Source organism: Haloarcula sp. MBLA0163 (genome assembly GCF_055632435.1).
This window is the reverse complement of the sequence record NZ_CM145745.1, coordinates 1425037-1449563: the sequence shown is the minus strand read 5'-3', so window position 1 is coordinate 1449563 and position 24527 is coordinate 1425037. Positions and strand designations below refer to the sequence as shown.

The following is a 24527-nucleotide window of genomic DNA, read 5'->3' as shown; positions in this document are numbered from 1 at the left end:
CGAGGAGCGGGCGGGTCAGAACCCGGGCATCAGGTCGGCGGGGCCGAAGACGCCGTAGTGGCCCGCCCGGTTGTTGCGGACGCCGGCCTTCAGGTAGCCCAGCGCCGGGCCGTTGACGTTCGCCTCCATGCTCGTCACGTCGTCCAGCTCGAAGGTGTTGGTGCCCGTCTCGCCGTCGAAGGTCGTGCCCGTCACCGAGACGGTCGTCGTGGTGGGCTTCTCGTCCGAACGGACGTCCAGTACGCCGCCGACGTGGACGTCCTCGGCGTCGCAGATGCCCGCTCGTTCGAGGAGGACGTCGTCGGCGTGTTCCATGTCGTGGAACTCCAGCACGCCGTCGTGTTCGTCGATGAGTTCCTCTATCTCCGCCTCGCTCATCTCGCGGGCCGTCTCGATGTCGTAGCCGTCGAGGTGGGCGATGTCCTCCCGGACGGTGCCGCGGTTGTCCTCGTAGCCGCTCTTGAGGCCGACGCCCCACCATATCTCGACCTCCTCGACCTCGACGAACGACTGGGCGGCCAGCGCGGCCGCGCCGGTCAGGAACCCGGGCGTCGCCCCCGCGCCGCAGACGAACGTGATGCCCGACTCCTGCAGCGTCTCCTCGCGGTCGTCGAGCATCCCGATGACCCGCGAGCGCTTGAGCACGTCGACGAGGACGCCCTCGTAGTCGGCCTCGGCGAACCGCTCGGCCACCCGCGGGATGAAGTCGTGTTCGAGGTTCGGGAGCGCGACGAGGACGGCGTCGATGGCGTCGCTCTCGGCGATGACGTCGTCGATGGGCGTCGCCGTGGGTCGGCCCTGCTCGCTGGCGACGACGCCGGCCTGTTCGCCGTGCTGTTTGACGCCCTCCGTCGCGGCCGCCGCGCCGCCGTCTGTGGCGACGTCCTCCTCGGGACCGCTCGCGATGTTTCCCTCCGTCGCCTCCAGCAGTTCGTCGACGTCCAGACCGCCGTGGTCGACGGCGACGCCGTTGCGGTCACACGCCGCGACGGCGGTCAGACCGTCCTTGTGCTGGGAGACTTCGAGTGTTCGTCGGCCGATACCGCCCGTGCCAAGTACTGCGAAACGTACGTCGTCCATGGTCAGTCGTCTGATTGAAGTTCCGATTTGCTCTGTGCGGTGCCCGCCGCCGTCTCGGGGTCGGTGCCGTCGTCCGCCCGGGATTTGACCTCCTCCGGGTCGAAGGCGTTGGCCTCGGTGTTGGGTTCGAGGCCCGCTTCCTCGACGATTTCGAGGTCGTCGGCCGCCGACTGGCCCTCCGTGGTGAGGTAGTCGCCCGTGAGGATGCCGTCGGCGCCGGCCTCCAGCGCGGCCACCTGCCCGTCCGTGTCGAGGTTCACCTCGCGCCCGCCGGTCAGGCGCACGCGGGCCTCGGGGTGGAGCAGGCGGTACACCGCGATGGTCTTGACGACCTCCTCGGTCGTGATGTCGGGGAGGCCGCGCTCGGCCATCGGCGTCCCCTCAACGGGGTTGAGGATGTTGACCGGGAGCGAGGAGACGCCGATGTCCTGGAGGGCCATCGCCGCGTCGACGCGGTCGGTGGGCGTCTCGCCCATGCCGAGGATGACGCCGGCACAGAGGTCCATGCCGGCCTCCTTCGCCACCTCCAGCGTCTCGACGCGGTCCTCGAAGGAGTGCGTCTGGACGATCTCGGGGAAGTACCGGGGCGAGGTCTCGATGTTGTGGTTGTAGTGGTTCAGCCCCTCCTCGGCGAGGATTGCGGCCTCCTCGTCCGTGAGGATGCCGAGGCTGGCGTCTACCTCCACGTCCGTCTCGTCGCGCACGAGACGGATGGCCTCCAGTACCTCCGCCCACTCGTCGGGTCGCTGCTCCTTCGAGACGCCCTTCTCGGCGACGACGATGCCGAAGCGCTGGGCGCCGTCTCGCTCGGCGCGCTTCGCGGCCTCCAGTATCTTCTCCGGGCCGAGGAAGCCGTAGTTGTCGATGCCGGTGTCGAAGTGGACCGACTGGGCACAGAACCCGCAGTCCTCCGCGCAGTTGCCGGCCTTGGCGTTCACGATTGAACACGCGTCGACGGTGCCGTCCCCGAGTTGCGTGCGGACGTAGTCGGCCCCGGCCGCCAGCACGTCGACCGGCTGTGCGATGAGCGCCAGCCCGTCCCGGCGGTCGAGGCGTTCGCCGTCCAACACGCGTGCGACGGCGTCGTCTACCGTGCGGTTGCCCGTCTCGTAAACCACACGCCCAACGACAGTTGACGAGTGAATAAAAGTTCGGGTGGCCGCGACTGCCCACTCCGACGCCGGTCACTCCCGGCGCACGTCGGCGTGGGAGGGCCCGCTACGGACGACGTGACCGTACTTCAGGAGCGCGACGAACACGACGCCGCCGATGATGTTGCCGACAGTCGAGAACGCGAGGAATCTGACGTAGTCGCCGACGCCGAGGTCGGGGGAGACGACGACGCCGGCGACGACTTCGACGGTGCCGGCGATGCAGTGAGGCAGGTGAGCGAACCCGATGGCTGCGGCGATGAGCCAGACGACTGCCATCCGCGAGAGCGTGCTGTCGGCAGCGGCGACAAGCCACGAGAGCAGGCCCATCAGCCACCCGGCCATGATTCCGGCCCCGACCAACACCCCCGGCGACTGTTCGGTGTACGTCGTCGCCAGTTCGACGAAGGTGGCCGGCTCGACGACGCCCAGTGCCGGAGTGACGACGACGGCGAACCACGCGAAGAGCACGGCCCCGACGACGTTCGACACGTAGACGGTGCCCCAGAGCCTTCCGAGTCGAGCGAGTCCCGCCTGATTGTCCAACACCGGGAGCACCGCGAGCGTCGTGTGTTCGGTGAACAGTTCCGAGCGACCGAGGACCACGAGGATGAATCCGACGCCGTACGCGAGGCCGAGCAGGAGTTCTTTGGGGAGGTCCGCGGTACCGGAGACACCGGCGGACGTGAGAACGACGGCCATCAACAGAGGCCCGAACCCGATGTCGAGTCCCGCAGACAGCGCCGAGAGCGAGAGGCCGGTGATGGGGCGTCGGAGTTCGCTCAATCCTCGTTCTATCTGGATGTCGAGGATGTTCTCCGTCGGCATCTGCTCCTCGTCGCCCGTCTCGGCGGTCGCCCCGGACATGTCGCAGTCGTTCGGCCGAGGCAGTCTTGATTGGTCACACGCTAACCGCCGATAATTCCCGATTATCCGGCGGTTCGGTACGCTCTCGGCCCCGGAGTCGGGTCAGTACAGGTCGTCCAGTTCCTCGCTGCTGCTCGCGTGTTCCGCGGCGGGGAAGGCGCCCGACTCGACGGCGTCTACGTAGTCGCTGATGGCGTCGTGCATCTCGCCGCGGACGTCGCCGAACTGCTCGGCGAACGGGGGACTGGACTCGGCCAGTCCGACGACGTCGGTGAACACAAGGACCTGGCCGTTACACTCGCCGCCGGCGCCGATACCGATGGTCGGGATATCGATGGCCTCGGTGACCTGCGCGGCGAGGTTCGACGGGACATGTTCTAGGACGAGGGCGAACGCGCCGGCGTCCTCGTGGGCCTGCGCGAGTTCGAGTATCTCCGCGGCCTCCTCCCGGTTCGAGGCCTGCTGGGTGTACCCCGTCTGGTTGACGCTCTGGGGCGTCAGGCCCAGGTGAGCCATCACCGGGATACCGAGGTTCGAGAGGCGCTCGGTCAGGTCGATCGTGTGTGGCCCGGACTCGAGTTTGACGGCGTTGGCGCCGGCCTCCTTGAGCATCCGGCCGCAGTTCCGGACGCTCTCGCCCTCGTCGGCGCCGAACGAGAGGAACGGCATGTCCGCGACGACCAGCGCTTCGTCCGTCCCGCGAGCGACTGCGGCGACGTGAGAGGCCATCTCGTCGAGCGTGACCGGGAGCGTGTCGTCGTGGCCGAGGACGGCGTTGCCCATGCTGTCGCCGACGAGGAGGACGTCGACGCCGGCCCCCTCGGCGACGCCCGCCGTCACGGCGTCGTAGGCCGTCAGCATCGTAATCTGTTCGTCCCCTGCCATCGCCTGCAGGTCCCGGACGGTGGTCATGTCCGTGGGCGGGCGCGCCGGGCTATTACGTGTTCGGGTCTCACAGCGGCCGCGAGACCATCTCGCCCCACGGTTCGAACCCCCAGCGGTCGTAGAACGCCGTCGCTCGCTCGTTGTCCGGGTCGACGTCCAGCACTAGCCTATCGAGCGGGAGCGACTGGTCTCGGGCCACGCTCAACGCCGCTTCCAGCAGGTCGTCGGCGACGCCGGTCCCACGGTGGGACTCGGCGACGAACAGTTCGTTGAGCACCGCGGCGTCCCAGACGTGGGCCATCGACTCGGGGAGGACGAAGACGTAGCCCACCACCTCGCCGTCAGCCTCGGCTACCTGGACGCTCCGCTCCTCATCGCCGACACAGCGGTCGACCCACGCCAGATACGACTCGCGGTACTCGGCGTCGAGTTTTTCGCGGTATCGGTCGGCCTTCGCGTCGTCCCCGGTCCCGGTCCCCAGTTCCAGTTCGAACGCCTGCTTGCACTCCCACAGCGCCGCGGCGTCGCCCGCCTCGTACGGCCGTATCATTCCCCGTCGAAGAGACCGAGGTCACGGCCGACCCGGTCGACCAGCTGGTCGAGCACCGCCGGGTCGACCTCCGCGACGGGGTCGCCGTCGTGGAGCTGCTCGTTGTGGCGGTCGACGGCCGACTCGACGTCCTCGAACGGGACCCGCGTGCGCGTGTCGCAGGCCGTACAGACGACCGGAATCGCCGGTAGTTCGTCGTCCTCTGTCATCGACTGCCGGTTTGCACCGGGGGTGGAAATATCGTCTGGTCGCCGCCGAAACCGGAACCCCCTTGCCCGTGCTCTCGGAACCTCTGACCGTGCCAGCAGTCGAAGAGACCGACCCGGACGGCGTCGACTTCGGATGGGTGATGCAGGTTACGTTCGTGACGACCATCCTCGTCGGGTCGCCCCTCGTCGTCCTCGCGTCGTTCGGGACGACGCTGCCGACGTGGATGAGTCGCGCCCTCTTCGCCGTCCGAGTCGGTGCAGTCGTGTGGTTCCTGACCGCTATCGGCGTCTATCTCTACGCGCGGTATCGGCGCTGATCGAACTCGCTCGCCCACTCGAAGGCGGTCCCGGCGCGGCGGGCGGTCTCGGCGTCTCGCTCCGAATCGCCGACGAACACGGTCGATTCGGGCTCGGCGTCCATGTCGTCGACGACACGCAACAGGCCCTCCGGGTCGGGCTTCGCGGACCCGAGCGAGTCGCGGCCGACGACCGGCCCGATAGCGGACGCGAGGCCGTGGGTCTCCAGCGCGAGTCGACACGCCTCCTCGGCGTTCAGCGAACAGACGCCGACCGGCACGTCGTGGGGCAACCCGTCCGCGAGCGTGAGGCGCTCGGAGGCCCGTGCCCCCTCGCGCTCGTACTCGGTAATCGTCGCCTCGACGGCATCGCGGTGGCCGGTCTCGTCGGACAGTTCCAGCATCCCCCAGAGGCCGACGGTCCCGGGGTCCACGTCGCGCGCTCGGAGGACGGTCGCGACGTCGTTCGCGACCGCACCCCAGTCGACGGCCAACCGCACCAGCGTCCCGTCGAGGTCGTAGACGACAGCGTCGTAGGTCACGGGCGACCGTACGCCAGCGGGGCAGAAGGGTGTGTCGCCCTCAGCGACCGTCGAGCAGCGACCGTGCGACGACGTTCTTCTGAATCTCGCTGGTCCCCTCGTAGATGGTCGTCACCTTCGCGTCGCGGTAGAGTCGCTCGACGGGGAAGTCGGTCGTGTAGCCGTAGCCGCCGTGGATCTGGACCGCCTCGTTGGCGACGTCCACGGCGCCCTCGCTCGCGAAGTACTTCGCCATGCTCGCTGCCTGCCGGGCGTCCTCGCCGCGGTCCATGCGACTCGCGGCGTCCCACGTGAGGAGTCGGCCCGCCTGCACCGTCGTCGCCATCTCGGCGAGTTTGTGCCGGATGGCCTGGAACTCGCTGATGGGCTGGTCGAACTGCTCGCGGTCCTGTGCGTACGCGAGGGCCTCGTCGAGCGCCGACTGTGCGAGCCCGACGGCCTGAGCGGCGATTGCGACCCGGCCGCCGTTCAGAATCGACAGCGCGGCGGCCAGCCCCTCACCCTCCTCGGTGAGCCGATAGCGGTCGGGAATCCGGACGCCGTCGAAAGTGAGTGACGTGGTGTCGCTGGCCCGCAGTCCGAGCTTGTCCTCCGTCTCGCCGACGGTGAGGCCGTCCGCGTCTTTCGGGACGAGAAACTGCGTGATGGAGTTCGGGTCATCGCGGTCCGTCTTCGCGAAGACGACGACCACGCCCGAGCGCTGGCCGTTCGTTATCCACTGTTTCTCGCCGTCGACGACGTACTCGTCGCCGTCTCGCCGCGCGACGGTGTGCATCCCACGCGGGTTCGACCCCGCCTGTGGTTCCGAGAGCGCGAACGCGCCGACCGGCCGGCCGTCGACCATCTCCGGGAGCCACTCGTCCCGAACTGACTCGCCGCCGAACTCGGCGATACACGAGGTGGCCAGACAGTGGACCGACAGCGCCGTGGCGACGGCCAGCGACCCGTAGGCCAGTTCCTCGTTGACGATGGCGTAGGTCCGGCGGTCGGCGTCGAAGCCGCCGTACTCGGCCGGCGTCGTCAGGCCGGTGAGGTCGACGTCGGCGAGGCGGTCCCAGACGTCCTCGGGGAACTCCTCCGTCTCGTCGGCCTCGCTCGCTGTCGGACGGACCTGTTCGGCGGCGAACTCCCTGACGGTCGCTCTGATGGCCTCCTGTTCCGGCGAGAGCTCCATACCGTCGGTATGGGTGGGACTACCAAAGGTCTGCTGACGCGAAAAGCGACCGACTCAGCGTTCGTCGACGAGTTCGACGTCGAGGAACTCCTCAAGGACCGCAATCGTGGACCCGCCGACGTTGGCCTGAGTCGCACGCCCCTGTTCGACGGCCAGCACGTCGCTCTCGTCGATGTCGAGTTCCTCGGCGAGCTCGCTCGTCTGGAGCCCCCGCTCCTGCCGGGCCTCCGTCACCGTGCTCCCGTAGTCGCTGACGAGGTAGGGCAGTTGGTCGCTGTCGTAATCGGCGCCCTCCTCCCAGTGTGACGCGTCGGGTTTCTGCGAGTCCTGCAACTTCGCGGTGTTCTGGGCCGCGCGCTTGCGCCGGTCGGCCTCGTCGGGGGAGCCGCCGCTCGACGACGTCGTCCGGTCGTTCTCGCCGTGGTTCTTCGCGCAGTCGGAACAGACCTGGAGGGTCGCGCCCGCGACGTTGGCGGTCTGCAGGTCGCCACCGTCGGCACCGCAGAGTTCGCAGCTCCCGCCGGCGCTGGCGCCTCCGTCGCCGGTCGAGTATTTGGCCATGCCCCCGGTAGCGGTTTCGTCGTATTTGAAACGTCCGGTTCAGTCGGATGGCACACTGTCCCGCGGCCCGTCGCAAACGAAAGCCCTTTTATTGGACCGCGGGATACGATTGATTGCAGTAAGACAGTGCGAGCGTGGGTAGCCAAGCCAGGCCAACGGCGCAGCGTTGAGGGCGCTGTCCCGTAGGGGTCCGCCGGTTCAAATCCGGTCCCACGCATCGCAAGCGAGGGCCCAGCCCTCGACACCACGGCGGCGTCGCCGCCGAGGACGATGCAGGTGCACTCCCTTGGGACTGCACCCACGCACATTCCTTCCGACGCGACCTTCCGTAGCGACCGCTCCAGCGCCGACGACCACCTGCCGGCGCCGAGACCAGTCGGACGGCCGGTTGACCGCGACGGTTCGATTGACGAGTCGACGGACTCGGCAGCCGCGGGACGACGGCCTCGCTGGTGTTACGACTCGCGTGTCCGGGTCTCCAGTGTACTCTCCGCTCACGAAGTTCGCGACAGAGTGGAAGGGGCGGGATTCGAACCACGCGGAGCCCTGCATGGGAAACTGCCAGGCCGAATTCTGGCACGTTGGCTGGCAGCGCTCTACCACTGAGCCACCCTTCCAGACGGACAATCGTTGGTGCCCTACCCCCAAATATGTGACGGGGCTGGCACTCACTCGCCGGAAACGGCCACTCTGACGTCCCGTGAGACCCCGCCCGTGGGCCCGTCTCGACCCCCGGCCGTGCTTATTCAAACGAGCGCCACGAACGGTGTCACGTGAGCTACACCAAAGTCGACTACACCGACACGGAACCGGTCGCAGACGCGATGCACTTCCTCCGGGACCCGCTGGACTGCGAGCAGCTCGGGGTCACCGTCGTCGACTGCGAGCCCGGATGGACGGGCAAGCCCCACGACCACGCCGGCGACGGGCAGGAGGAGGTGTACGTCCTCGTCGAGGGCGAGGCGACCGTGACCGTCGACGGCGAAGACGTGTCGATGAGGGCCGGTGACGCGCTCAGAATCGACCCCGAATCGAAACGGCAGATACGGAACGGCGAGCGACAGAGCCAGTTCGTCCTCGTCGGAGCGCCCTAGTAGCTGCGCTCTTTCGGTTCGTAGGTCTCCTCGTCGCCCTCGAGGATGACCGGCTTGTAGTACAGTTCCGGCGTGCCGTCGTTCCACGCCAGCATCGTGTGCTTGATCCACTCGTCGTCCTTGCGCTCCTGGTGTTCGGCGCGCCAGTGGGCGCCCCGGAACTCCTCGCGGGCCAGCGCACCGAGCGTGATGGCCTCGGCCACATCGAGGATGTTGCGCGTCTCGATGGTGTGGATGAGGTCCGTGTTGTACGTGCGCGACGGGTCCGAGACGGCGACGTCCTCGTAGGCCTCGCGTGCCTGTCGGAGGTCGCGGAGGGCCGTCTTCAGCCCCTCCTCCTCCCGGAAGACGTTGACGTTCTGGGTCATCGTCTCCTGGACGTCGGCACGCACTTCGGCGTGGTTGATGCCGTCCTCCTCGAGCAGCGTCTCGACGCGGTCGCGCTCCCGCTCGACGGCGTTCTCGATGACGCCCGTCGGTTCGACGGCCGCCCCGTCGGCGGCGACGTCCTCGCTCCCGGTGTCGACCGCGCCGGGCGCGACCGGCGGCTGGACGTCCCCCTCCTCGCTCTTCGCGGAGGGGCCCGTCTCTATCTCGGCGGTCTTCATGTCCTTGCCGGCGGCGTGGTAGCCGGCGCGGGCGCCGAAGACCAGCAGTTCGGGGAGCGCGTTCCCGCCGAGGCGGTTGGCGCCGTGTAGCGAGACGCAGGCCGTCTCGCCGGCGGCGTACAGCCCTTCGATACAGGTCTCGCCGTTCTCGTCGGTCTCGACCCCGCCCATGGCGTAGTGCTGGCCGGGCTTGACGGGCATCGGTTCGTCGAGGCCGTCCACGCCCTCGAAGTCCTCCGCGAGGTGGAGGATGTTCTCTAGACGGTCGAGGATGCGCTCCTCGCCGAGGTGGCGCATGTCGAGGTCGACGTACTCGTCCTCGATGCCGCGGCCCTCGTTGACCTCCGTGAGTTCGGCCCGGGAGACGACGTCACGCGAGGCGAGTTCGCCGTCGTTGTTCGCGTAGCCGTACTCGAACATGAACCGCTCTTCCTCGTCGTTGTAGAGGATGCCACCCTCGCCGCGGACCCCCTCGGAGATGAGCACGCCCGTCGACGGGAGCGTCGTCGGGTGGAACTGAATCATCTCCATGTCCTCCATCGGAACGCCCGCGCGGTAGGCCATCGCACACCCGTCGCCGGTGTTGGCGACGGCGTTGGTCGTGTGGTCGAACGCCTGTCCGAGGCCGCCGGTGGCGAGGACGACGCCGCCCTTCGCGCGGAACCCCTCTATCTTCCCGGACTTGATGTCGTAGGCGACGCAGCCGTGACACTGCCGGTCCTCGGGGTCGTCGTGGTCGGTCACCGCGAGGTTGGTGACGTACCACTCGTCGTACACCTCGATGCCGCGCTTGACCGCCTGCTCGTACATCGTGTGCAGGAGGTGGTGACCGGTCTCGGCACCGGCGTAGGTGGTCCGGGGGAACGACATCCCGCCGAACGGGCGCTGGGAGACGCGGCCGTCGTCCTCGCGGGAGAACGGCATCCCCCAGTGTTCCAGCTGGATGACCTCCTCCGGCGCCGTCTTGGCGAACGTGTCGATAGCCGGCGCGTCTCCGAGGTAGTCGGAGCCTTTCATCGTGTCGTAGGCGTGCAGGTCCCAGGAGTCGCCGTCCCGGAGCGAGGCGTTGATGCCCCCCTCTGCCGCGCCCGTGTGACTGCGGACAGGGTGGAGTTTCGTGACGAGGGCGACGTCGGCACCCTCTTCGTCCGCTGCGATAGCCGCTCGGAGGCCGGCGCCACCCGCGCCGACCACGATAACGTCGTGTTCGTACATAGTGGGAAGTAGTAACGTGTGTCTGGCTTCGCTTAGGACTACCAGAACTTGAGGTTGTTCTTCACCGCTTCGCGTTTCAGTTCCTGGATGTGCTCGGTCAGGGGGATGTCCTTCGGGCACACCTCGGTACAGGAGAACTGGGTCTGGCACCGCCAGACGCCGTGCTCCTGTTCGATGATGCGGAGTCGCTCCTGCTTGCGGTTCTCGCCCTCGCGTTCGTCCATCGCGAAGCGGTAGGCCTTGTTGATGGCCGCGGGGCCGAGGTACTCGTTGTCGCCGGCGGCGATGTTACACGAGGACATGCAGGCGCCACACCAGATGCACCGCGTCGACATCTTGACCTTCTCGCGGTTCTCCCGGCTCTGGCGCTGTTCCTCCAGGTCGTCTTCGGGCAGTTCGTCGGCGTCGAAGTACGGCTCGACGGCCTCCATCTGGTCGTAGAAGTGCTCCATGTCCACGACGAGGTCCTTCACGACCTCCTGGTGGGGGAGCGGTTCGATGCGGATGGGGTCCTCGAGGTCCGACAGCTGGGTCTTACAGCCGAGGCGCTGGCGACCGTTGACGAACAGCGCGTCCGAACCACACACCGCCTGCCGGCAGGAGTGCCGGAAGGTCAGCGACGAGTCGTACCGGTCCCGCGCGTAGATGAGCGCGTCGAGGACGGTCATCCCCTTGTGGAACGGGACCGTGAAGTCGTCGAACCGGGGTTCCTGCTTGCCCTCGACCTCGGGGTCGTAGCGGAACACCTTCAGCGAGACCGTCTCCTCGTCGTCGAGCGTCTCCTCTTCGGCCTCCCGCTGGATGTCCCGCTCGGCCTGCCGCTGTCGTTTGGCCGCTCGGCGCCGGTCGCCGGGGGATTCGACGGCCTGTTCGGACTCCGCTTCGTCGGCTTCTGTCTCCGTCTCCTGTTGTTCTATCTGTGTGCTCATGGTTAGATCAGCCCGTTCATCGCGAGCGCCACTCTGGTGCCCTGTGCGACGAGCAGCAGTCCCGCGACGACGAGGACGTACTTGACTGCGGTCTTCTGCGAGCCGCTGATGCCCTGGTTGACGAGGGCGTTGTAGACGCCGTTGACGCCGTGGAACGTCGCCGTCACCAGGAAGAGCCACATCGTCGCGAAGTAGCTCCACTGCCCCATGCGGGCCTGCGTCCCGGCGAAGGTGATGTCCGCCGCGTGGTTGACGAAGTGCAGCAGCATGAAGTGGAACGCGAGGACGCCGATGAGGAACACGGCCGTCAGCCGCTGGAAGAGCCAGCGGCGGCCACCCCGCTCGAAGGAGGAGTAGTGTTCGGCCATTACGCGAGCGGCCCCCCGAGGAACGTCGGAATGCTTGCGACGACGATAGCGCCTGTCAGGACCAGCGACGCGTAGAAGCTCTTGTCCTGCGCTTCGAGGCCCACGCCGAGGTCGACCATCAGCAGGCGGATCCCGTTGAGGATGTGGAACACGGCGACGGCGAGCAGGCCGACTTCGAGGAAGCGAACCACGAGCAGGGCTTCGAGTCCCTGCAGTGTGTTCGTGTAGAGTTCGGCGCCACCGAGAGAGGTACTGAGGACGGCGATGTGGGTGAACAGATACCCCACGAGCACCCAGCCGGTGAACTTGTGGAATATCCAGGCCCACATCCCGGCCGAGAACTCCCGCCACCGTCCGAAGTCCTCGACGGTGCCACGGTTGTAAGACTGGCTCATACACTCGGGGGTTAGTCCGGGAACAGATAGTAGTTACTACAACGTGCGCGCATCGCCGCATCTGTCGAATATCTTCACCCCCTGACTAGTCGGTCGGGGTGGAATCGCGGGTCACGTCTCGCCCCGGACCTCCTGGGTCCGCTCCAGCGCTCGCCGGGTACGCTCGTCGAGTCGGACCAGGTGACAGAGCGGGTTCCCGGGGTAGACCAGCGGGTTCTCGAGGATGCCGACGAGGAGGCCGGTGAACGGCGCCCGGACCGTCGTGTCCTCGGTCTTGAACGGGTTCGCGATGGTGCAGATGACGTCGTCCTCGTACACGAGGTCGCCCCGCTGGTGGTGCATGTCGACCAGTCCGCCGGCGTCGGCGCGTATCCACGTCTTCTCGTCGCCGTTCTCGATGACGGTCCGCCAGCCGGGCCACTGGACGACTTCGGTCGGGAGCATCCCGAACTCGGCCAGCACCGAGCGGACGCTCTCCAGCGCGGTGTCGATGAGCTGGCGCTGGAACCGGTGGGCCTCCCCCATCTCGATGGTTATAGCGGCGGCACCGGCGGCGCTGGCCTCGCGGCGCAGCGACCCCGACGGGCCCTCCGAGGAGATGATGACGTTCGACGCGAAGGCGTTGGCCACCCGTGCGACCGCCGGGTCGTCCATGTCCGCCCGGACGTGGAGCATGTTGGTCCGGCCCCGCGTCGACGTGTGGAAGTCGAGGCCGAAGTCACAGGGCTCGAGGAAGTTCCGGAAGATGCGGTCGGCCATCCGCTTCGCGCTCGTCGAGTCGGGGTTGCCCGGGAACGAGCGGTTGAGGTCCCGGTCGTAGATGGGCAGGTACCGCTCCTGTGCGAGGAACGCCGGGACGTTCAACACCGGGAGACAGACCAGCGTCCCCGCCAGCGTCTCGTGGTCCCACTCGTGGGCGACCTCTCTGACGACCTCGATGCCGTTCAGTTCGTCGCCGTGGGCCGCCGCCGAGAGGAACCCCGTCGGACCCGGGCGCTCGCCGTTCACGATGGTGACCGGGATGCGGACCGGGTCGCCCATGTACGTCTCGCTGACCGTGTACCGGACGTTCTGCGTCTCGCCGGGGTCTACCCGCCCACCGTCGTACGTGAACGGTTCGGCCTCGTCCATGCCCGTACAAACACGAGGGCCGATAAAAGGGTGTCTGGCGAGGAATCGCCACGCCGGGACCCGCGAGAGAACGACTCGCAGGCCGGCGACCCATCAGTGTTTTGCTGACGCCCCTAGAACGACGCGGTATGCGTACCGAAGACATCACGGTCGGCGTGCTGAGTCTCCACTCGAGCAAGGAGACGAAGGCGATTCTGAACGCCGCCGAGGAGATGGGCTGTGACACGGAGTGGCTCCGCGAGGAGAACACGACGGTCACGACGAGCGACAGCGAACTGCGCCTCCACCCGGAGGTAGACGTCATCGCCAACCGACTGCTGCTCTCAAGCGACGAGCACCCGATGGAGGGCGCGGGCCTCGCGCTGACGCTGAACAAGGCGGCCCCGATGCTGAACGAACCGACGCCGGCCATGACGGCGCTCCACAAGTTCGCCACCGCCGCGGCCCTCGCCGACGCCGGCGTCAACATCCCCGACGCCGTCCTCGCCCTGTCCACCCAGCGACTCAACAAGGAGCGCGGCCGCTTCGGCGAGCGAGCGGTGTACAAGACGGCCATCGGGACCCACGGCGGCGGGACGTGGATGGTCGAACTCGACGAACCGGTCAACGCACAGGTCGGCGAACGCCACGCCTTCCTGCAGGAGTTCCTCGAACACGACGACCAGCGCCACCACGACCTGCGGGTCTACGTCGTCGGCGACCAGATAGTCGGCGCGATGAACCGCTACGCCCCGGAGGGCGAGTGGCGGACCAACGTCGCCCTCGGCGGCGAGGTCGAGGACATGACGGGCGACCTGCCACAGGAGGTCCGCGAGATGGCCCTCGACTCCGTTTCCGCCGTCGGTCTCGACTACGCCGGCGTCGACATCGTGCAGGGCGAAGACGGCTACTACGTCCTGGAGGTCAACCCCACCGCCGGGTTCCGCGGCCTGTTCAAGGCCACCGGCATCAGCCCCGCGCCGTACATCGCCCGACGGGCCATCGAGAAGGCCGGCGGTGAGGTCGACGACGCGGAGGTCGAGCGGCTCTCGGACCGCCTGGACGACTCGCGGCCGACGGCGATGCCCCGGAAGCCGACCACGTCGACGCCCGAGAACGTCACCATCGGCTACATCGAGGAGGTCGTCGTCTCCGGGACCCGAGGCCACAAGACCGTCCTCGCGAAGTCGGACACGGGGGCGACCCGGACGAGCATCGACGCCGAACTCGCCGCCGAGATCGGGACGGGCCCCATCCTCGACATCGTGAAGATAAAGTCCGGCAGCGTCAAGTCCGGGCGCTCGCGCCCCGTCGTCGACCTCGTCGTCGGCATCGGCGGCACGCAGCACACCGTCACCGCGAGCGTCGAGGACCGGTCGCACATGGACTACCCGCTCCTGCTCGGCCGGGACATCCTCAAGCACTACCAGGTGAACGTCAACCGCCGCGCCGACGACGAGTACGAGTCGGACTCCGAGGAGGAGGAGGAACAGACGCTGGAGTGAGCGGGCGGTCGGCTACTCCTCCGCGACCTCGTCGACGCTCTCCGCGATGTCCTCCTGCGCACGCCAGAGGTACAGCGTCGCGTAGCTCCGGTACGGCGCCCATCGCTCGGCGTACGCGACCATCTCTGACCGGTCGTAGCCGTCGCCGACCACGTTCGTGAACCCCTTCCGCACGCCGAGGTCGCCGACCGGGAACACGTCCTCGCGGCCCAGCGAGAACAGCAGCTGCATGTTCGCCGTCCAGTCGCCGACGCCGGTGATGGCCGTCAGTTCCTCGCGGACGGCCTCGTCCGAGTGGTCCGCGAAATAGTCGACGGTGTACCCCTCCTCCTCGAACGCCGCGGCCACCTCGTTGACGTAGCGGGTCTTCTGTCTGGAGAGGCCGGCGTCGCGTAACACCTCGTCGTCGGCCGCGAGGACGCCGGTCGGAGTCACCTCGACGGCGTCGAACAGGCGCTCGCGGGTCGCCGCCGCCGACGCCATCGACACCTGCTGGCGCAGGATGGAGACGACCAGCCGCTCGAAGAGGTCCTCGGCCGGGTCCAGGGTGAGTTCGCCGTGGGCGTCGACGAGCGGTCCGATGTCCGGGTCTTCACGGAGCGTCTCGTGTGGCGAGTCCGTCATCGACGGACGGTAGTGACGCCGGGCGAAAGAACCTGTCTGTCGGCACGAAGTCGGGAACCGTCGACCGACCGCTATTCGATGTCGATCTGGTGGCCCCCGCTGATGGCGTCGGTCTTCCCGATGCGGACCGTCAGGACGCCGTTGTCCATCGACGCCGAGACGTCGTCCTCGTCGACGCTCCCCGGCAGTCGAACCCGCCGCGAGAGCGAGCGGTGGGACCGCTCCCGCCGGACGTAGTTCACGTCGGTCGCCTCGGCCTCGTGGCTGTGGTCGGCCTCGATGGCCAGCGTCTGGTCGCTGATGTACACGTCGAGGTCGTCCTTGTCGAACCCCGGCAGGTCGGCGGTGACGACGTAGGCGTCGTCCTCGTCGACCACGTCGACGCGGGGGGACCCCATCTCCGCCGTCCACGGTTCGAACCCCGTCCCCCACCGCTCGGCGGCCTCCTCGAACTGCCGGCTCATCTGCTCGAACCACGATTCCATGTTGTCGAGTGGTAGCTTCCGCGCCATACGGGGACCTCTCGTGACCGCCGCTTAGTTAGCCAGCCGGTACGGCGAGAAAGGTCGCTGTGTCGGCGGTTCGGGTCGGCGTTCCGGTCGGTAAGCCGGGCTTTGTCCGGCGCGCTCAGACCATGCCCTTCCCGAGCAGTTCGCGGGCGATGATGTTCTTCTGTATCTCGGTGGTCCCCTCGTATATCTGGGTTATCTTCGCGTCGCGGTAGAACCGCTCGACGTCGAAGTCGTCGACGTAGCCAGCGCCGCCGTGTATCTGGACCGCCTCGTCGGCCACCTCGACGGCGACCCGCGACGCCTTCTCCTTGGCCATCGACGCCAGTTGGGTCAGCTGGTCGCCCTCGTTGTCGACGCTCCAGGCGGACTTGTAGGTCAACTGCCGTGCGGCCTCGATCTCGGTGAACATCTCCGCGAGCTTGTGCTGGATGGCCTGGAACTCCGAGATGGGCTGGCCGAACTGCTCGCGGTCCTGCGCGTAGTCGAGCGCGCGTTCGGCCGCTCCGCGGGCGATGCCGACCCCCTGTGCGGCGACGCCGGTCCGCGTCTCGTCGAAGAACTGCATAATCTGGAGGAAGCCGGCACCCCGCGTCCCGACGAGGTTGGACTCGGGAACGCGCACGTCGTTCAAGACGAGTTCGGCCGTGTCCGAGGCGCGGATACCCAGTTTCCCGGATATCTTCTCCGCTTCGAAGCCGTCGCGGTCGGCCTCGACGAGGATCTGCGAGAACCCGTTGTACCGCCCCTCTGCCTCGGGGTCGGTCTCACAGAGCACGACGAAGTAGTCGCCGACGGAGCCGTTGGTGATCCACATCTTGTTCCCGTCGATGACCCACTCGTCGCCGTCTTTGCGGGCCCGTGTCGACACCGACGAGACGTCCGAGCCGGTGTCCGGTTCGGAGATGGCCGTCCCCATGATGGCGTCGCCCGTCGCCACGGGTTCCAGATACGCTTCCTTCTGCTCCTCCGTCCCGAAGCCGACCAGTGCGTCGGCGCCGAAGGCCGCCGACTGGATGGAGAGACCGATGCCGGGGTCGGCCGCGAACAGTTCCTCGGCGATGATGGCGTTGGTCAGCGTGTCGTAACCCACCCCGCCGTACTCCAGCGGGATGTTCGCCCCGGTCAGGCCCATCTCGGCGGCCTTCTCGACCACCTCGTGCGGGAACTTCTCCGCGCGGTCGTACTCCGAGGCGACCGGCCGTATCTCGTTCTCTGCGAAGCGCTGGACCTCGTCTCGTATCTGGCGCTGCTCGTCGGACAGTTCGAAGTCCATGTGTGGTGTGTTCACGAGACCGCCAATTAATGGTTTGTAATCCGAAATAAACGGCAGAGAGGTTTTTCGGTGAGAGAAACGTTGAAACGTGGCCCGGCAGTGGGGACATATGTCATGGATTTCGAGGACATCGAGACGGTAGCAGTGCTCGGCGCGGGCAACATGGGCCACGGCATCGCGGAGGTGGCCGCCCTCGCCGGCTACGAGGTCCGGATGCGGGACATCAAAGAGGAGTTCGTCCAGAACGGGTACGACAACATCGAGTGGTCCCTGAACAAACTGGCCGAGAAGGACCAGCTCTCCGACGAGGAGGCCGAGGAGGCGCTCGAACGCGTCACGGCGCTCGTCGACGTCGAGGCGGCCGTCGGCGACGCGGACGTGGTCATCGAAGCCGTCCCCGAGAAGATGGAGATCAAGAAGGACGTCTACACAGACGTCGAGGCGCACGCACCCGAGGACGCCATCTTCGCGACGAACACCTCCAGCCTCTCCATCACCGAACTGTCGGAGGTCACGGAGCGACCGGAGCAGTTCTGCGGCATGCACTTCTTCAACCCGCCGGTCCGGATGCAACTCGTCGAAGTCATCTCCGGGGAACACACCAGCGAGGAGACGCTGGAGACCATCGAACAGCTCGCCGAGGAGTTCGACAAGACGCCGGTCCGGGTCCGGAAGGACTCGCCCGGGTTCATCGTCAACCGCATCCTCGTCCCCCTGATGAACGAGGCGTGTTGGCTGGTCCACGACGACGTGGCCACCGTCGCCGAGGTCGACTCGACGACGAAGTTCGACATGGGCCTCCCGATGGGGTCGTTCGAACTCTCCGACCAGGTGGGCAACGACGTCGGCCTGCACGTCCTCGAGTACATGCACGAGGTGCTGGGCGAACCGTACGCCCCGTGTCCGCTCCTGGAGGAGAAGGTCGAGAAGGAACAGCTGGGCAAGAAGACCGGCGAGGGCTTCTACGACTACGAGGACGGCGGCGTCGACATCCCGACCGACGCCGGCCGCGAGGACATCGAACACCGACTGCTGGCCGTGATGGCCAACGAGGTCGGGAAGCTCGTCGAGAACGACGTGGCGCCCGTCGCCGACATCGACGAGGCCGTGATGCTCGGCGGTGGCTTCCCCGAGGGGCCGGCGAAGCTGGCCGACAAGGCCGGACTGGAGACGCTGGTCGACACGCTGGAGGACGTCCACGAGGAGACCGGCGAGGCCCGCTACGCCGTCTCCGACGGCCTGCGCGCCGCCGCCGATGAGGGCGGCTTCTACGGCGCCGACGACGGGGCGACCACCGAGTTCGAGAACATCGCCGTCGAGTACCCGGGCGAGATGGTCGGCCACATCGTCCTCGACCGCCCCCACCGGATGAACACGGTCAGTCCCGACCTGATGGACGAGCTCAGCGAGGCCGTCGACCTCCTCGAGGACGACGACGAGGTCCGGTCCATCCTGCTCACTGGCGCCGGCGACAAGGCGTTCTCCGCCGGGGCCGACGTCCAGTCGATGGCGTCGAACGCGACGCCGCTGGAGGCCGTCGAACTCTCGAAGAAGGGCCAGGAGACCTTCGGGAAGCTGGAGGCCTGTCCGATGCCGGTCGTCGCTGGCATCGACGGCTACGCGCTGGGCGGCGGGATGGAACTGGCGACGTGTGCGGACATCCGCATCGCCTCGGAGCGCTCCGAACTCGGCCAGCCAGAACACAACCTCGGCCTCCTCCCCGGGTGGGGCGGCACCGTCCGCCTCGCCAACATCGTGGGCGAGGGCCGCGCGAAGGAGATCATCTTCACCGCGGAGCGCTACGACGCCGCGGAGATGGCCGACTACGGCTTCGTCAACGAGGTCGTCGAGAACGGCGAGCTCGAGGACCGGGCCTTCGAACTGGCCCGTGACCTCGCGGCCGGGCCGCCGGTCGCCCAGAAGTTCACGAAGCGTGCGATGCACGCCGGCCGCGACGACACGGACGCCGGCCTCGAGGTCGAATCCCAGGCCTTCGGTCACCTCATCGGCACCGAGGACGTGATGGAGGGCATCACGGCGTTCATGGGCGACGGTGAACCGGAGTTCGAGGGGAAGTGAGGGCACCGCCGTCGCCGCGAGGCCCTGACCGACGCGACTCCGACCGCGGCGGGTCCTGACGACAGAGCGGGCCAGTGGGCCGTCTCCGCGCGGTGTGGTGGGGTCCGTGCGCGGTCGCGCGACCGCGGCGTACCGTGTGACCGCGGCACAGATAGCCCCTATTTCGATGGGGTTAAATTGGAGCACCCGAAACGCAGGAATGCGCTCGGTTGGTGTAGTCCGGCCAATCATCTTGGCCTTTCGAGCCGAGGACATGGGTTCAAATCCCATACCGAGCACATTCCTGCCGCGAACGAATCGTCGAGTGACGACGCCGTCGACATTCGCCGGCGACCGGCCGCTTCTGACCGTGACGACAGCCCTACGAGCGGTGCTGGCGCTCACAGTGGTCGGTGGACCGCAGTTCTCGCCGTCTTAGACGTGTGATAACGTCCCGAGAGAGCAGGTGGCACGACCGGGTTAGGATGCCAGTAGCTATTTTTCCGGGCGCCGCCAGCGCTAACCCATGCAAGCGATCGTACTCGCCGCCGGCGAAGGGACGCGGATGCGTCCGTTGACCGAGAACACGCCGAAACCGATGCTCCCCGTCGCCGACCGGCCGCTCGTCGCCCACACCGCGGACACCGCCATCGAGGCCGGTGCGGACGAACTGATATTCGTCGTCGGCTACGAGGCCGACGCCGTCAGAGCGTACTTCGGCGACTCGTATCGCGGCCACCCCGTCTCCTTCGCCGTCCAGGAGGAGCAACTCGGGACGGCCCACGCCGTCGACGCGGCGAGCGAGTACATCGACGGCCCGTTCGCCGTGCTGAACGGCGACAACCTCTACGACGAGGCGAGCCTCACGGACCTGTTCGACGCGGCGCCGTCCATCGCCGCCTACCGCGTCCCCGACCCCTCGAACTACGGCGTCCTCTCGACGGACGGCGACCGCGTGACCGGCATCGTGGAGAAACCGGCCGACCCGCCGACCGAACTGGCCAACGCCGGCGCGTACGTCTTCCCGGCCGAGGCCCGCGACTGGCTCGACGTCCCGCTCAGCGACCGCGGGGAGCACGAGATCACCGACGTCCTCGCCCGCGTCATCGAGGAGCGGACCGTCACCGCCGTCGAGGTAGACCGCTGGCTCGACGTCGGCCGGCCGTGGGAGCTGCTGGAGGCCAACGAGTGGAAGCTCGACCAGATGGAGCGCCGCGTCGACGGCGAGGTCCGCGGCGACGCCGACCTGCGCGGCACCGTCGTCGTCGAGGAGGGCGCCGTCGTCGAACCCGGCGTCACCATCGAGGGGCCGGTCCTCGTCCGGTCGGGCGCCGAGGTCGGGCCGAACGCGTACGTCCGCGGCGCGACGATGCTGGGCGAGGGCACCCACGTCGGCCACGGCGTCGAGGTCAAGAACAGCGTCGTCATGGCCGACTCGGCGGTCCCGCACGTCTCCTACCTCGGCGACAGCGTCCTGGGGACCGACGTGAACCTCGGCGCGGGGACGCAGGTGGCGAACCTCCGACACGACGGCGGCGACGTGAAGCTGACCGTCAAGGGCGACCGCGTATCGACCGGCCGCCGGAAGTTCGGCATCGTCGCCGGCGACGGCGTCCACACGGGCATCAACACCAGCCTCAACGCGGGCGTCGTCCTCTCTGCCGGCGCGACGACCGGCCCCGGTGAGAGTGTCACCCGGGACCGATAGCGGCCCGGCCGAGCGAGCGTCGATTATGTGGGATTAAGTAGGGTGAAAACGACGCTCAGGTAAGATGGTCGACCCGACTTCGGACCACCACGAGGACATCGACGAGGCGGACGCACCGAACTGCGAGGTATGCGGCGAGCCGATAGCGAACGAGGTGACACACCGCGTCATCACGTGGATAGCGGACGAGAGCGTCCAGACGGCACACTTCTGCGACGACGAGTGCCGCCAGCAGTGGGACGGCGCGTAGGTCGCTTCGACTCCGGCTAGAGTCTACGGAAAGCACTTTGTAGGACGATTCGTTCTGACGACCGCACGACACATGAGCCGCCGCAGTGGTACGGTCGCCCGCCTCGCCTTCCTGGCGATACTCCTCTCCGCCACAGCCGCCGTCGGCCACTCCTACGCGACTGCGACGGGAGTCGCCGACGGCGCGAGTGCGGGTGCCGCGAGTCCCTCCGCGACCGAATCGGGGAGTCCGAACAACGCAACGACGGTGTCGACGACCGGACGGACGGTCGACGTCGAGTCCCGGTTCGAACGGGCGCGCGACCGCCCGACCCGCGGCGAGAACTGGTCGACGGCCCGCGTCACCGACGCCGCCGCGGCCCTCGACCGGAACGTCACCGTCGTCGCGACACAGGGGTTCTACGTCAGCGACGAACGGGCCGAACTGGCCGCCTTCCTCCCCAACGGGACGGTCGTCTACTACGACGACCGCTATCGCGTCTACTTCGACGTCGACCTCGTCGAGGGCGAGCGGTACACCGTCGAGTACGTCGCCGCCGAGCACCTGAGCGGCGACGCCTGTGGACCGGTCGGGGGCGAGCCCTGCACCCGCAACGTCGTCGTCCGCGTGAACCTCACCACCGGCGACGAGCGGACGGTGTACAGCGAGGTGACCGAGCGCGTCTACTCGGCGCGCTGGCACGACGTCGACCGCATCAACGAGACGCACCTCCTCGTGGCCGACATCGTCGACGACGGGGTCTACGCCGTCGATACGCGGGACGGGAGCGTCGCGTGGCGCTGGAACGCCAGCGCTCACTACGACCGCGACCAGGGCGGCTCCGAGGGGGACTGGACCCACGTCAACGACGTCGAGTACCTCGCCGACGGCAGCGTGATGGTCAGTCCCCGGAACATGGACGAGGTCCTCTTCCTCGAACCCGGCCCCGACGGCTGGGCGGTCGCCGAGCGCCGGACGCTCGGCACCGACGAGAACCACAGCGTCCTCTACGAACAGCACAACCCCGACTACATCCCCGCGGAGCGTGGCGGTCCGGCGGTCCTCGTCGCCGACTCGGAGAACGGCCGGGTCGTCGAGTACGAACGCACGGCCGACGGGTGGAACCGGACGTGGGAATGGCGCGACGTCCGCCTCCAGTGGCCACGCGACGCCGACCGGCTCCCGGACGGCGGCACCCTCGTCGTCGACTCCCACGGCGACCGCGTCGCCGAAGTCGGCGTGAACGACACGGTCGTCTGGAGCGCCGACGTCGGCATGCCGTACGACGTCGAACGGCTGGGGACCGGCGACGAGAGTTCTGGCGGCCCCGCCGCCCCGTACCGTGCCGTCGTCGCCGACCGCCCCGGGAACGCGACCAGCGTCGTCGCGAACGTCACGAACACGTCCGCGAGTTCCGGGCCGGGCACGCAGCGTTCGCTCTCCGACCGGTTCTGGCTCGGCCTCAAGGCGCTCGTCCCGAGCCTGGTCGCGAACGGCGCGCTGTACGTCGCGCCGTCGTGGGTCCGCTTCAGCGACCTCGTGTTCGCGACCGCCGCCGTCTCGACCGGCATCGTCTGGAGCGCCTCGGAGTTCTACTGGTCACGCTACTCGCTGTGGGGTCTCGCGCGCCGAGCGACGGCGGTGGGCAGACGTGCCCTCGCGGCTATCGGTCGTCGGTAGCATCGGTCTCCGAGTCGTCGTCGTACGTCCGTTCGATGGCCTGCTGGCCGCCGAGTCCGGCCGACACCGCACGGGTGAGGACGTCGAAGACGGTGACCACCGGGTACAGGAGGAGTTCGACGTACCGGAGCGGGCGCACGACCCGGAGCGCGAACGACTGCGCGTGGCCGAGGCCGTAGGACTTCGGCACTATCTCGCCGGCGACGAGGATGACGCTGCTGGCCACGACCGTCGTGAGGACGACGGCGGTGCCCGACTGGAAGCGGTCGACGAACAGCGCCGTCAACAGGCTCGACAGGGCGATGTTGACGACGTTGTTGCCGACGAGTATCGTCACGAGCAGTCGGTGCGGGTCGGCGAGGACGTCCTCGACGGCCGCCGCACGGGCGTCCGTCGCGGCCGCCTCTGCGACCCACTCCCGCGAGAGCGAGAACAGCGCGGTCTCGCTACTGGAGAAGAAGGCACTGCAGCCGAGCAGTGCGACGACGATTCCGAGCGTCGGGACGAGGTGTGTGGACATACGCCTCCTCGCACCCCCGACGGCAAAGAACCGACGCACCGCTGTGCGAAGTGTGCGTCGAAGAATGCTCCGTCAGGGATTTGAACCCTAGTCATCACCGTGAGAGGGTGATATGATTGGCCGGACTACACCAACGGAGCGTACACTGAGACGAAGGGTGGTGGAACGTATAATGATTGCGTTTCGGGAGCGCCCTGTGTGGGTTTCTCACTCCTCGTCGAACGGCGACCCGGCCGCGTCCGGCTCCTCCCCCGCGAGGCTGATGATGTTCTCTCGGCCGACGCGGAGCTTGCTGATGTCGCCGTCGTCCTCCATGTCAGAGAGGAGCATGCTGACCTTGGACTTCGACCAGTCCGTCGTGTCGACGATGTCGACCTGTTTCATCCGGCCGCCGTTCTCCTCGAGCAGGTTGATGACCCGGTCGCTGTCGCTCAGGAGCTCCTCGTCCGAGACTGCGGGGTCCGGGTCGGGCTGGTCCGGTGTCGCCGGCGAGGGGTCGGGTTCCGGGGTCGGTTCGGCGGCCGTCCCACCACCGCCGTCGTCGCCCAGTGCGGCGGCCGCGGCCCCGGAGCGCCACGCGGCGGCGGCCACGGCTCCGAGAGCGATTATCACGACGACGACGGCCAGCGGCCACATCCCGTCCGCCGACCCCGGGCCGTCGGTCGGCGGCGCGTCGGTCCGGCCCGGGTCCGAACCGTCGACCACGGCCGACCGCTGGCCGAGCTCGACGTAGGGGCGCCGGTCGGCGAAGGACCGCTCGCCCACCCAGGTCACGCTCTCGCTGCGGGTCAGGGAGTCCGGCTGACTCCGGGAGTCCGGCGTCGGACGGACCTGTGCGAACGCCATGGACGGCCCTCGCTCGACGACGAACGACTGGGCCGGGGCGATGTAGAACCCCCCGTCGAACACGTCCCCGACGAACACGCGCCCGTCCGAGACGTTCGCGAAGTTCGTCCACAGGAAGGCCATGCGGACGGTGCCGGTGCTCTGGACCGGGTTCGCGGCGGCCGAGCGGTGGAAGTTCCGGGCCCCCATCTGCCGGCCCGTCTCGTTCGTCCCGTACTGCGTGAGCAGTCCCGCCTGCTCGACGAAGTTGACGTACAGCGCCGTCTCGTTCTGCTCGAAGTTCCGCGCGAAGTCCTCGAAGCGCTGCTCCTCCGTCTCGTTGGTCAGCGGCGTCTGGTGCTCGATGGCCCACGTCGCGGAGCCGTTCTCGTACACCGTCACGCGGAACGTGGTCTCCTCGAACCCGTCGGGCGTCTGGGCCAGAGAGGCCGACTGCGCCCCGAGTGCGGGAGCGGCGGCGAGGCTGGCAGTCAGCAGGAGGGCGACGACGACGGCGACCGCGCGAGACATCTACGTCGTATGACCCGAGGACAGCATA

Annotated in this window: 26 protein-coding genes and 4 tRNA genes; 9 read left to right on the top strand and 21 right to left on the bottom strand. The window is 67.9% G+C overall.

What is annotated here, in order from left to right; translation table 11 throughout:
* Window positions 1-15: 15 nt before the first annotated feature.
* From ACV7GQ_RS07770 to ACV7GQ_RS07745, 6 genes are all read right to left on the bottom strand, one after another.
* On the bottom strand, window positions 16-1080 hold the full coding sequence (locus ACV7GQ_RS07770) for a transcriptional regulator (protein ID WP_470312940.1): 1065 nt from the start codon (window positions 1078-1080) through the stop codon (window positions 16-18).
* Between the two features lie 2 nt (window positions 1081-1082).
* The gene (gene bioB, locus ACV7GQ_RS07765; RefSeq protein WP_470312939.1) at window positions 1083-2198 is read right to left on the bottom strand and encodes a biotin synthase BioB; all 1116 of its coding nucleotides are present in this window, start codon (window positions 2196-2198) and stop codon (window positions 1083-1085) included.
* Window positions 2199-2264: 66 nt separating this feature from the next.
* Complete coding sequence (locus ACV7GQ_RS07760) at window positions 2265-3098, bottom strand: formate/nitrite transporter family protein (RefSeq protein ID WP_470312938.1); 834 nt, start codon at window positions 3096-3098, stop codon at window positions 2265-2267.
* A 102-nt stretch (window positions 3099-3200) separates the two neighbouring features.
* The gene (gene panB, locus ACV7GQ_RS07755; RefSeq protein ID WP_470312937.1) at window positions 3201-4010 is read right to left on the bottom strand and encodes a 3-methyl-2-oxobutanoate hydroxymethyltransferase; all 810 of its coding nucleotides are present in this window, start codon (window positions 4008-4010) and stop codon (window positions 3201-3203) included.
* A gap of 40 nt (window positions 4011-4050) precedes the next feature.
* Complete coding sequence (locus tag ACV7GQ_RS07750; RefSeq protein WP_470312936.1) at window positions 4051-4533, bottom strand: GNAT family N-acetyltransferase; 483 nt, start codon at window positions 4531-4533, stop codon at window positions 4051-4053.
* Window positions 4530-4742 (bottom strand): DUF8149 family protein, encoded by a 213-nt coding sequence (locus ACV7GQ_RS07745; protein ID WP_470312935.1) that lies wholly within the window; start codon window positions 4740-4742, stop codon window positions 4530-4532. The genes ACV7GQ_RS07750 and ACV7GQ_RS07745 overlap by 4 nt, the downstream gene beginning before the upstream one ends.
* 89 nt (window positions 4743-4831) lie before the next feature.
* Here ACV7GQ_RS07745 and ACV7GQ_RS07740 point away from each other — a divergent pair, with 89 nt between their 5' ends.
* Window positions 4832-5059, top strand: coding sequence for a DUF5822 domain-containing protein (locus ACV7GQ_RS07740; RefSeq protein WP_470312934.1), 228 nt, complete (start codon window positions 4832-4834; stop codon window positions 5057-5059).
* Here the strand turns inward: ACV7GQ_RS07740 and ACV7GQ_RS07735 are convergent.
* Genes ACV7GQ_RS07735 through ACV7GQ_RS07725 form a run of 3 tightly spaced genes read right to left on the bottom strand, consistent with a single transcriptional unit; the run spans window position 5038 to window position 7315 of the window.
* On the bottom strand, window positions 5038-5580 hold the full coding sequence (locus tag ACV7GQ_RS07735; protein WP_470312933.1) for an HAD family hydrolase: 543 nt from the start codon (window positions 5578-5580) through the stop codon (window positions 5038-5040). The two genes, ACV7GQ_RS07740 and ACV7GQ_RS07735, sit on opposite strands and share 22 nt — an antisense overlap.
* A gap of 40 nt (window positions 5581-5620) precedes the next feature.
* Window positions 5621-6754, bottom strand: a complete 1134-nt coding sequence (locus tag ACV7GQ_RS07730; protein WP_470312932.1) for an acyl-CoA dehydrogenase family protein — start codon at window positions 6752-6754, stop codon at window positions 5621-5623.
* Window positions 6755-6808: 54 nt separating this feature from the next.
* Window positions 6809-7315, bottom strand: coding sequence for a helix-turn-helix domain-containing protein (locus ACV7GQ_RS07725; RefSeq protein WP_470312931.1), 507 nt, complete (start codon window positions 7313-7315; stop codon window positions 6809-6811).
* Window positions 7316-7447: 132 nt separating this feature from the next.
* On the opposite strand from ACV7GQ_RS07725, the gene ACV7GQ_RS07720 reads away from it, so the two are divergent.
* Window positions 7448-7532: transfer RNA gene (locus ACV7GQ_RS07720), tRNA-Leu, on the top strand.
* A gap of 297 nt (window positions 7533-7829) precedes the next feature.
* Here ACV7GQ_RS07720 and ACV7GQ_RS07715 read toward each other — a convergent pair.
* Window positions 7830-7932: transfer RNA gene (locus ACV7GQ_RS07715), tRNA-OTHER, on the bottom strand.
* A gap of 156 nt (window positions 7933-8088) precedes the next feature.
* Here ACV7GQ_RS07715 and ACV7GQ_RS07710 point away from each other — a divergent pair.
* On the top strand, window positions 8089-8409 hold the full coding sequence (locus tag ACV7GQ_RS07710; protein ID WP_470312930.1) for a cupin domain-containing protein: 321 nt from the start codon (window positions 8089-8091) through the stop codon (window positions 8407-8409).
* Here ACV7GQ_RS07710 and ACV7GQ_RS07705 read toward each other — a convergent pair.
* The 5 genes from ACV7GQ_RS07705 to ACV7GQ_RS07685 all read right to left on the bottom strand — a co-directional run bounded on the left by ACV7GQ_RS07705 (window position 8406) and on the right by ACV7GQ_RS07685 (window position 13055).
* Complete coding sequence (locus ACV7GQ_RS07705; RefSeq protein ID WP_470312929.1) at window positions 8406-10232, bottom strand: FAD-binding protein; 1827 nt, start codon at window positions 10230-10232, stop codon at window positions 8406-8408. The genes ACV7GQ_RS07710 and ACV7GQ_RS07705 overlap by 4 nt on opposite strands.
* Window positions 10233-10270: 38 nt before the next feature.
* Window positions 10271-11161 (bottom strand): succinate dehydrogenase/fumarate reductase iron-sulfur subunit, encoded by an 891-nt coding sequence (locus ACV7GQ_RS07700; RefSeq protein WP_470312928.1) that lies wholly within the window; start codon window positions 11159-11161, stop codon window positions 10271-10273.
* Between the two features lie 2 nt (window positions 11162-11163).
* Complete coding sequence (locus ACV7GQ_RS07695; protein WP_220618287.1) at window positions 11164-11529, bottom strand: succinate dehydrogenase hydrophobic membrane anchor subunit; 366 nt, start codon at window positions 11527-11529, stop codon at window positions 11164-11166.
* Window positions 11529-11924 (bottom strand): succinate dehydrogenase, cytochrome b556 subunit, encoded by a 396-nt coding sequence (gene sdhC / locus ACV7GQ_RS07690; RefSeq protein ID WP_188995052.1) that lies wholly within the window; start codon window positions 11922-11924, stop codon window positions 11529-11531. Before sdhC ends, ACV7GQ_RS07695 begins: the two co-directional genes overlap by 1 nt.
* A 111-nt stretch (window positions 11925-12035) precedes the next feature.
* The gene (locus tag ACV7GQ_RS07685; protein WP_470312927.1) at window positions 12036-13055 is read right to left on the bottom strand and encodes a succinylglutamate desuccinylase/aspartoacylase family protein; all 1020 of its coding nucleotides are present in this window, start codon (window positions 13053-13055) and stop codon (window positions 12036-12038) included.
* Window positions 13056-13183: 128 nt separating this feature from the next.
* Here ACV7GQ_RS07685 and ACV7GQ_RS07680 point away from each other — a divergent pair, with 128 nt between their 5' ends.
* The gene (locus ACV7GQ_RS07680; RefSeq protein ID WP_470312926.1) at window positions 13184-14539 is read left to right on the top strand and encodes a RimK family alpha-L-glutamate ligase; all 1356 of its coding nucleotides are present in this window, start codon (window positions 13184-13186) and stop codon (window positions 14537-14539) included.
* Between the two features lie 12 nt (window positions 14540-14551).
* On the opposite strand, the gene ACV7GQ_RS07675 is transcribed toward ACV7GQ_RS07680, so the two are convergent.
* The 3 genes from ACV7GQ_RS07675 to ACV7GQ_RS07665 form a co-directional block, all read right to left on the bottom strand.
* Window positions 14552-15163: a DNA-3-methyladenine glycosylase family protein gene (locus tag ACV7GQ_RS07675; protein WP_470312925.1), complete on the bottom strand. Its 612-nt coding sequence runs from the start codon at window positions 15161-15163 to the stop codon at window positions 14552-14554.
* A 71-nt stretch (window positions 15164-15234) separates the two neighbouring features.
* Window positions 15235-15675 carry an Hsp20/alpha crystallin family protein gene (locus ACV7GQ_RS07670; RefSeq protein ID WP_470312924.1) on the bottom strand — a complete coding sequence of 147 codons (441 nt, stop codon included), beginning with the start codon at window positions 15673-15675 and terminating at the stop codon, window positions 15235-15237.
* Between the two features lie 115 nt (window positions 15676-15790).
* The gene (locus ACV7GQ_RS07665; protein WP_470312923.1) at window positions 15791-16948 is read right to left on the bottom strand and encodes an acyl-CoA dehydrogenase family protein; all 1158 of its coding nucleotides are present in this window, start codon (window positions 16946-16948) and stop codon (window positions 15791-15793) included.
* A gap of 114 nt (window positions 16949-17062) precedes the next feature.
* Here ACV7GQ_RS07665 and ACV7GQ_RS07660 point away from each other — a divergent pair, with 114 nt between their 5' ends.
* The 5 genes from ACV7GQ_RS07660 (at window position 17063) to ACV7GQ_RS07640 (ending at window position 22623) form a co-directional block, all read left to right on the top strand.
* Window positions 17063-19027, top strand: coding sequence for a 3-hydroxyacyl-CoA dehydrogenase/enoyl-CoA hydratase family protein (locus ACV7GQ_RS07660; RefSeq protein ID WP_470312922.1), 1965 nt, complete (start codon window positions 17063-17065; stop codon window positions 19025-19027).
* A gap of 203 nt (window positions 19028-19230) precedes the next feature.
* Window positions 19231-19305: transfer RNA gene (locus ACV7GQ_RS07655), tRNA-Glu, on the top strand.
* A gap of 227 nt (window positions 19306-19532) precedes the next feature.
* Entirely contained in the window at window positions 19533-20714 is a 1182-nt protein-coding gene (gene glmU, locus ACV7GQ_RS07650) for a bifunctional sugar-1-phosphate nucleotidylyltransferase/acetyltransferase (protein WP_470312921.1), read from the top strand.
* Between the two features lie 64 nt (window positions 20715-20778).
* Window positions 20779-20964 (top strand): DUF7576 family protein, encoded by a 186-nt coding sequence (locus tag ACV7GQ_RS07645; RefSeq protein WP_470312920.1) that lies wholly within the window; start codon window positions 20779-20781, stop codon window positions 20962-20964.
* Between the two features lie 72 nt (window positions 20965-21036).
* Window positions 21037-22623: an aryl-sulfate sulfotransferase gene (locus ACV7GQ_RS07640; protein WP_470312919.1), complete on the top strand. Its 1587-nt coding sequence runs from the start codon at window positions 21037-21039 to the stop codon at window positions 22621-22623.
* Here the strand turns inward: ACV7GQ_RS07640 and ACV7GQ_RS07635 are convergent.
* From ACV7GQ_RS07635 to ACV7GQ_RS07625, 3 genes are all read right to left on the bottom strand, one after another.
* Window positions 22607-23143: a DUF21 domain-containing protein gene (locus ACV7GQ_RS07635; protein ID WP_470312918.1), complete on the bottom strand. Its 537-nt coding sequence runs from the start codon at window positions 23141-23143 to the stop codon at window positions 22607-22609. The two genes, ACV7GQ_RS07640 and ACV7GQ_RS07635, sit on opposite strands and share 17 nt — an antisense overlap.
* A 65-nt stretch (window positions 23144-23208) precedes the next feature.
* Window positions 23209-23283: transfer RNA gene (locus ACV7GQ_RS07630), tRNA-Glu, on the bottom strand.
* A 67-nt stretch (window positions 23284-23350) separates the two neighbouring features.
* Window positions 23351-24499 carry a helix-turn-helix transcriptional regulator gene (locus tag ACV7GQ_RS07625; protein ID WP_470312917.1) on the bottom strand — a complete coding sequence of 383 codons (1149 nt, stop codon included), beginning with the start codon at window positions 24497-24499 and terminating at the stop codon, window positions 23351-23353.
* Between the last annotated feature and the right edge of the window lie 28 nt (window positions 24500-24527).

Bases quoted from the DNA above. Each gene is read 5' to 3' on its own strand.
- ACV7GQ_RS07770 (WP_470312940.1), bottom strand. From the start codon at position 1,080: ATGGACGACGTACGTTTCGCAGTACTTGGCACGGGCGGTATCGGCCGA.
- ACV7GQ_RS07760 (WP_470312938.1), bottom strand. From the start codon at position 3,098: ATGTCCGGGGCGACCGCCGAGACGGGCGACGAGGAGCAGATGCCGACG.
- panB (WP_470312937.1), bottom strand. From the start codon at position 4,010: ATGACCACCGTCCGGGACCTGCAGGCGATGGCAGGGGACGAACAGATT.
- ACV7GQ_RS07750 (WP_470312936.1), bottom strand. From the start codon at position 4,533: ATGATACGGCCGTACGAGGCGGGCGACGCCGCGGCGCTGTGGGAGTGC.
- ACV7GQ_RS07745 (WP_470312935.1), bottom strand. From the start codon at position 4,742: ATGACAGAGGACGACGAACTACCGGCGATTCCGGTCGTCTGTACGGCC.
- ACV7GQ_RS07730 (WP_470312932.1), bottom strand. From the start codon at position 6,754: ATGGAGCTCTCGCCGGAACAGGAGGCCATCAGAGCGACCGTCAGGGAG.
- ACV7GQ_RS07725 (WP_470312931.1), bottom strand. From the start codon at position 7,315: ATGGCCAAATACTCGACCGGCGACGGAGGCGCCAGCGCCGGCGGGAGC.
- ACV7GQ_RS07705 (WP_470312929.1), bottom strand. From the start codon at position 10,232: ATGTACGAACACGACGTTATCGTGGTCGGCGCGGGTGGCGCCGGCCTC.
- ACV7GQ_RS07700 (WP_470312928.1), bottom strand. From the start codon at position 11,161: ATGAGCACACAGATAGAACAACAGGAGACGGAGACAGAAGCCGACGAA.
- ACV7GQ_RS07695 (WP_220618287.1), bottom strand. From the start codon at position 11,529: ATGGCCGAACACTACTCCTCCTTCGAGCGGGGTGGCCGCCGCTGGCTC.
- sdhC (WP_188995052.1), bottom strand. From the start codon at position 11,924: ATGAGCCAGTCTTACAACCGTGGCACCGTCGAGGACTTCGGACGGTGG.
- ACV7GQ_RS07685 (WP_470312927.1), bottom strand. From the start codon at position 13,055: ATGGACGAGGCCGAACCGTTCACGTACGACGGTGGGCGGGTAGACCCC.
- ACV7GQ_RS07680 (WP_470312926.1), top strand. From the start codon at position 13,184: ATGCGTACCGAAGACATCACGGTCGGCGTGCTGAGTCTCCACTCGAGC.
- ACV7GQ_RS07675 (WP_470312925.1), bottom strand. From the start codon at position 15,163: ATGACGGACTCGCCACACGAGACGCTCCGTGAAGACCCGGACATCGGA.
- ACV7GQ_RS07670 (WP_470312924.1), bottom strand. From the start codon at position 15,675: ATGGCGCGGAAGCTACCACTCGACAACATGGAATCGTGGTTCGAGCAG.
- ACV7GQ_RS07665 (WP_470312923.1), bottom strand. From the start codon at position 16,948: ATGGACTTCGAACTGTCCGACGAGCAGCGCCAGATACGAGACGAGGTC.
- ACV7GQ_RS07660 (WP_470312922.1), top strand. From the start codon at position 17,063: ATGGATTTCGAGGACATCGAGACGGTAGCAGTGCTCGGCGCGGGCAAC.
- glmU (WP_470312921.1), top strand. From the start codon at position 19,533: ATGCAAGCGATCGTACTCGCCGCCGGCGAAGGGACGCGGATGCGTCCG.
- ACV7GQ_RS07645 (WP_470312920.1), top strand. From the start codon at position 20,779: ATGGTCGACCCGACTTCGGACCACCACGAGGACATCGACGAGGCGGAC.
- ACV7GQ_RS07640 (WP_470312919.1), top strand. From the start codon at position 21,037: ATGAGCCGCCGCAGTGGTACGGTCGCCCGCCTCGCCTTCCTGGCGATA.
- ACV7GQ_RS07635 (WP_470312918.1), bottom strand. From the start codon at position 23,143: ATGTCCACACACCTCGTCCCGACGCTCGGAATCGTCGTCGCACTGCTC.
- ACV7GQ_RS07625 (WP_470312917.1), bottom strand. From the start codon at position 24,499: ATGTCTCGCGCGGTCGCCGTCGTCGTCGCCCTCCTGCTGACTGCCAGC.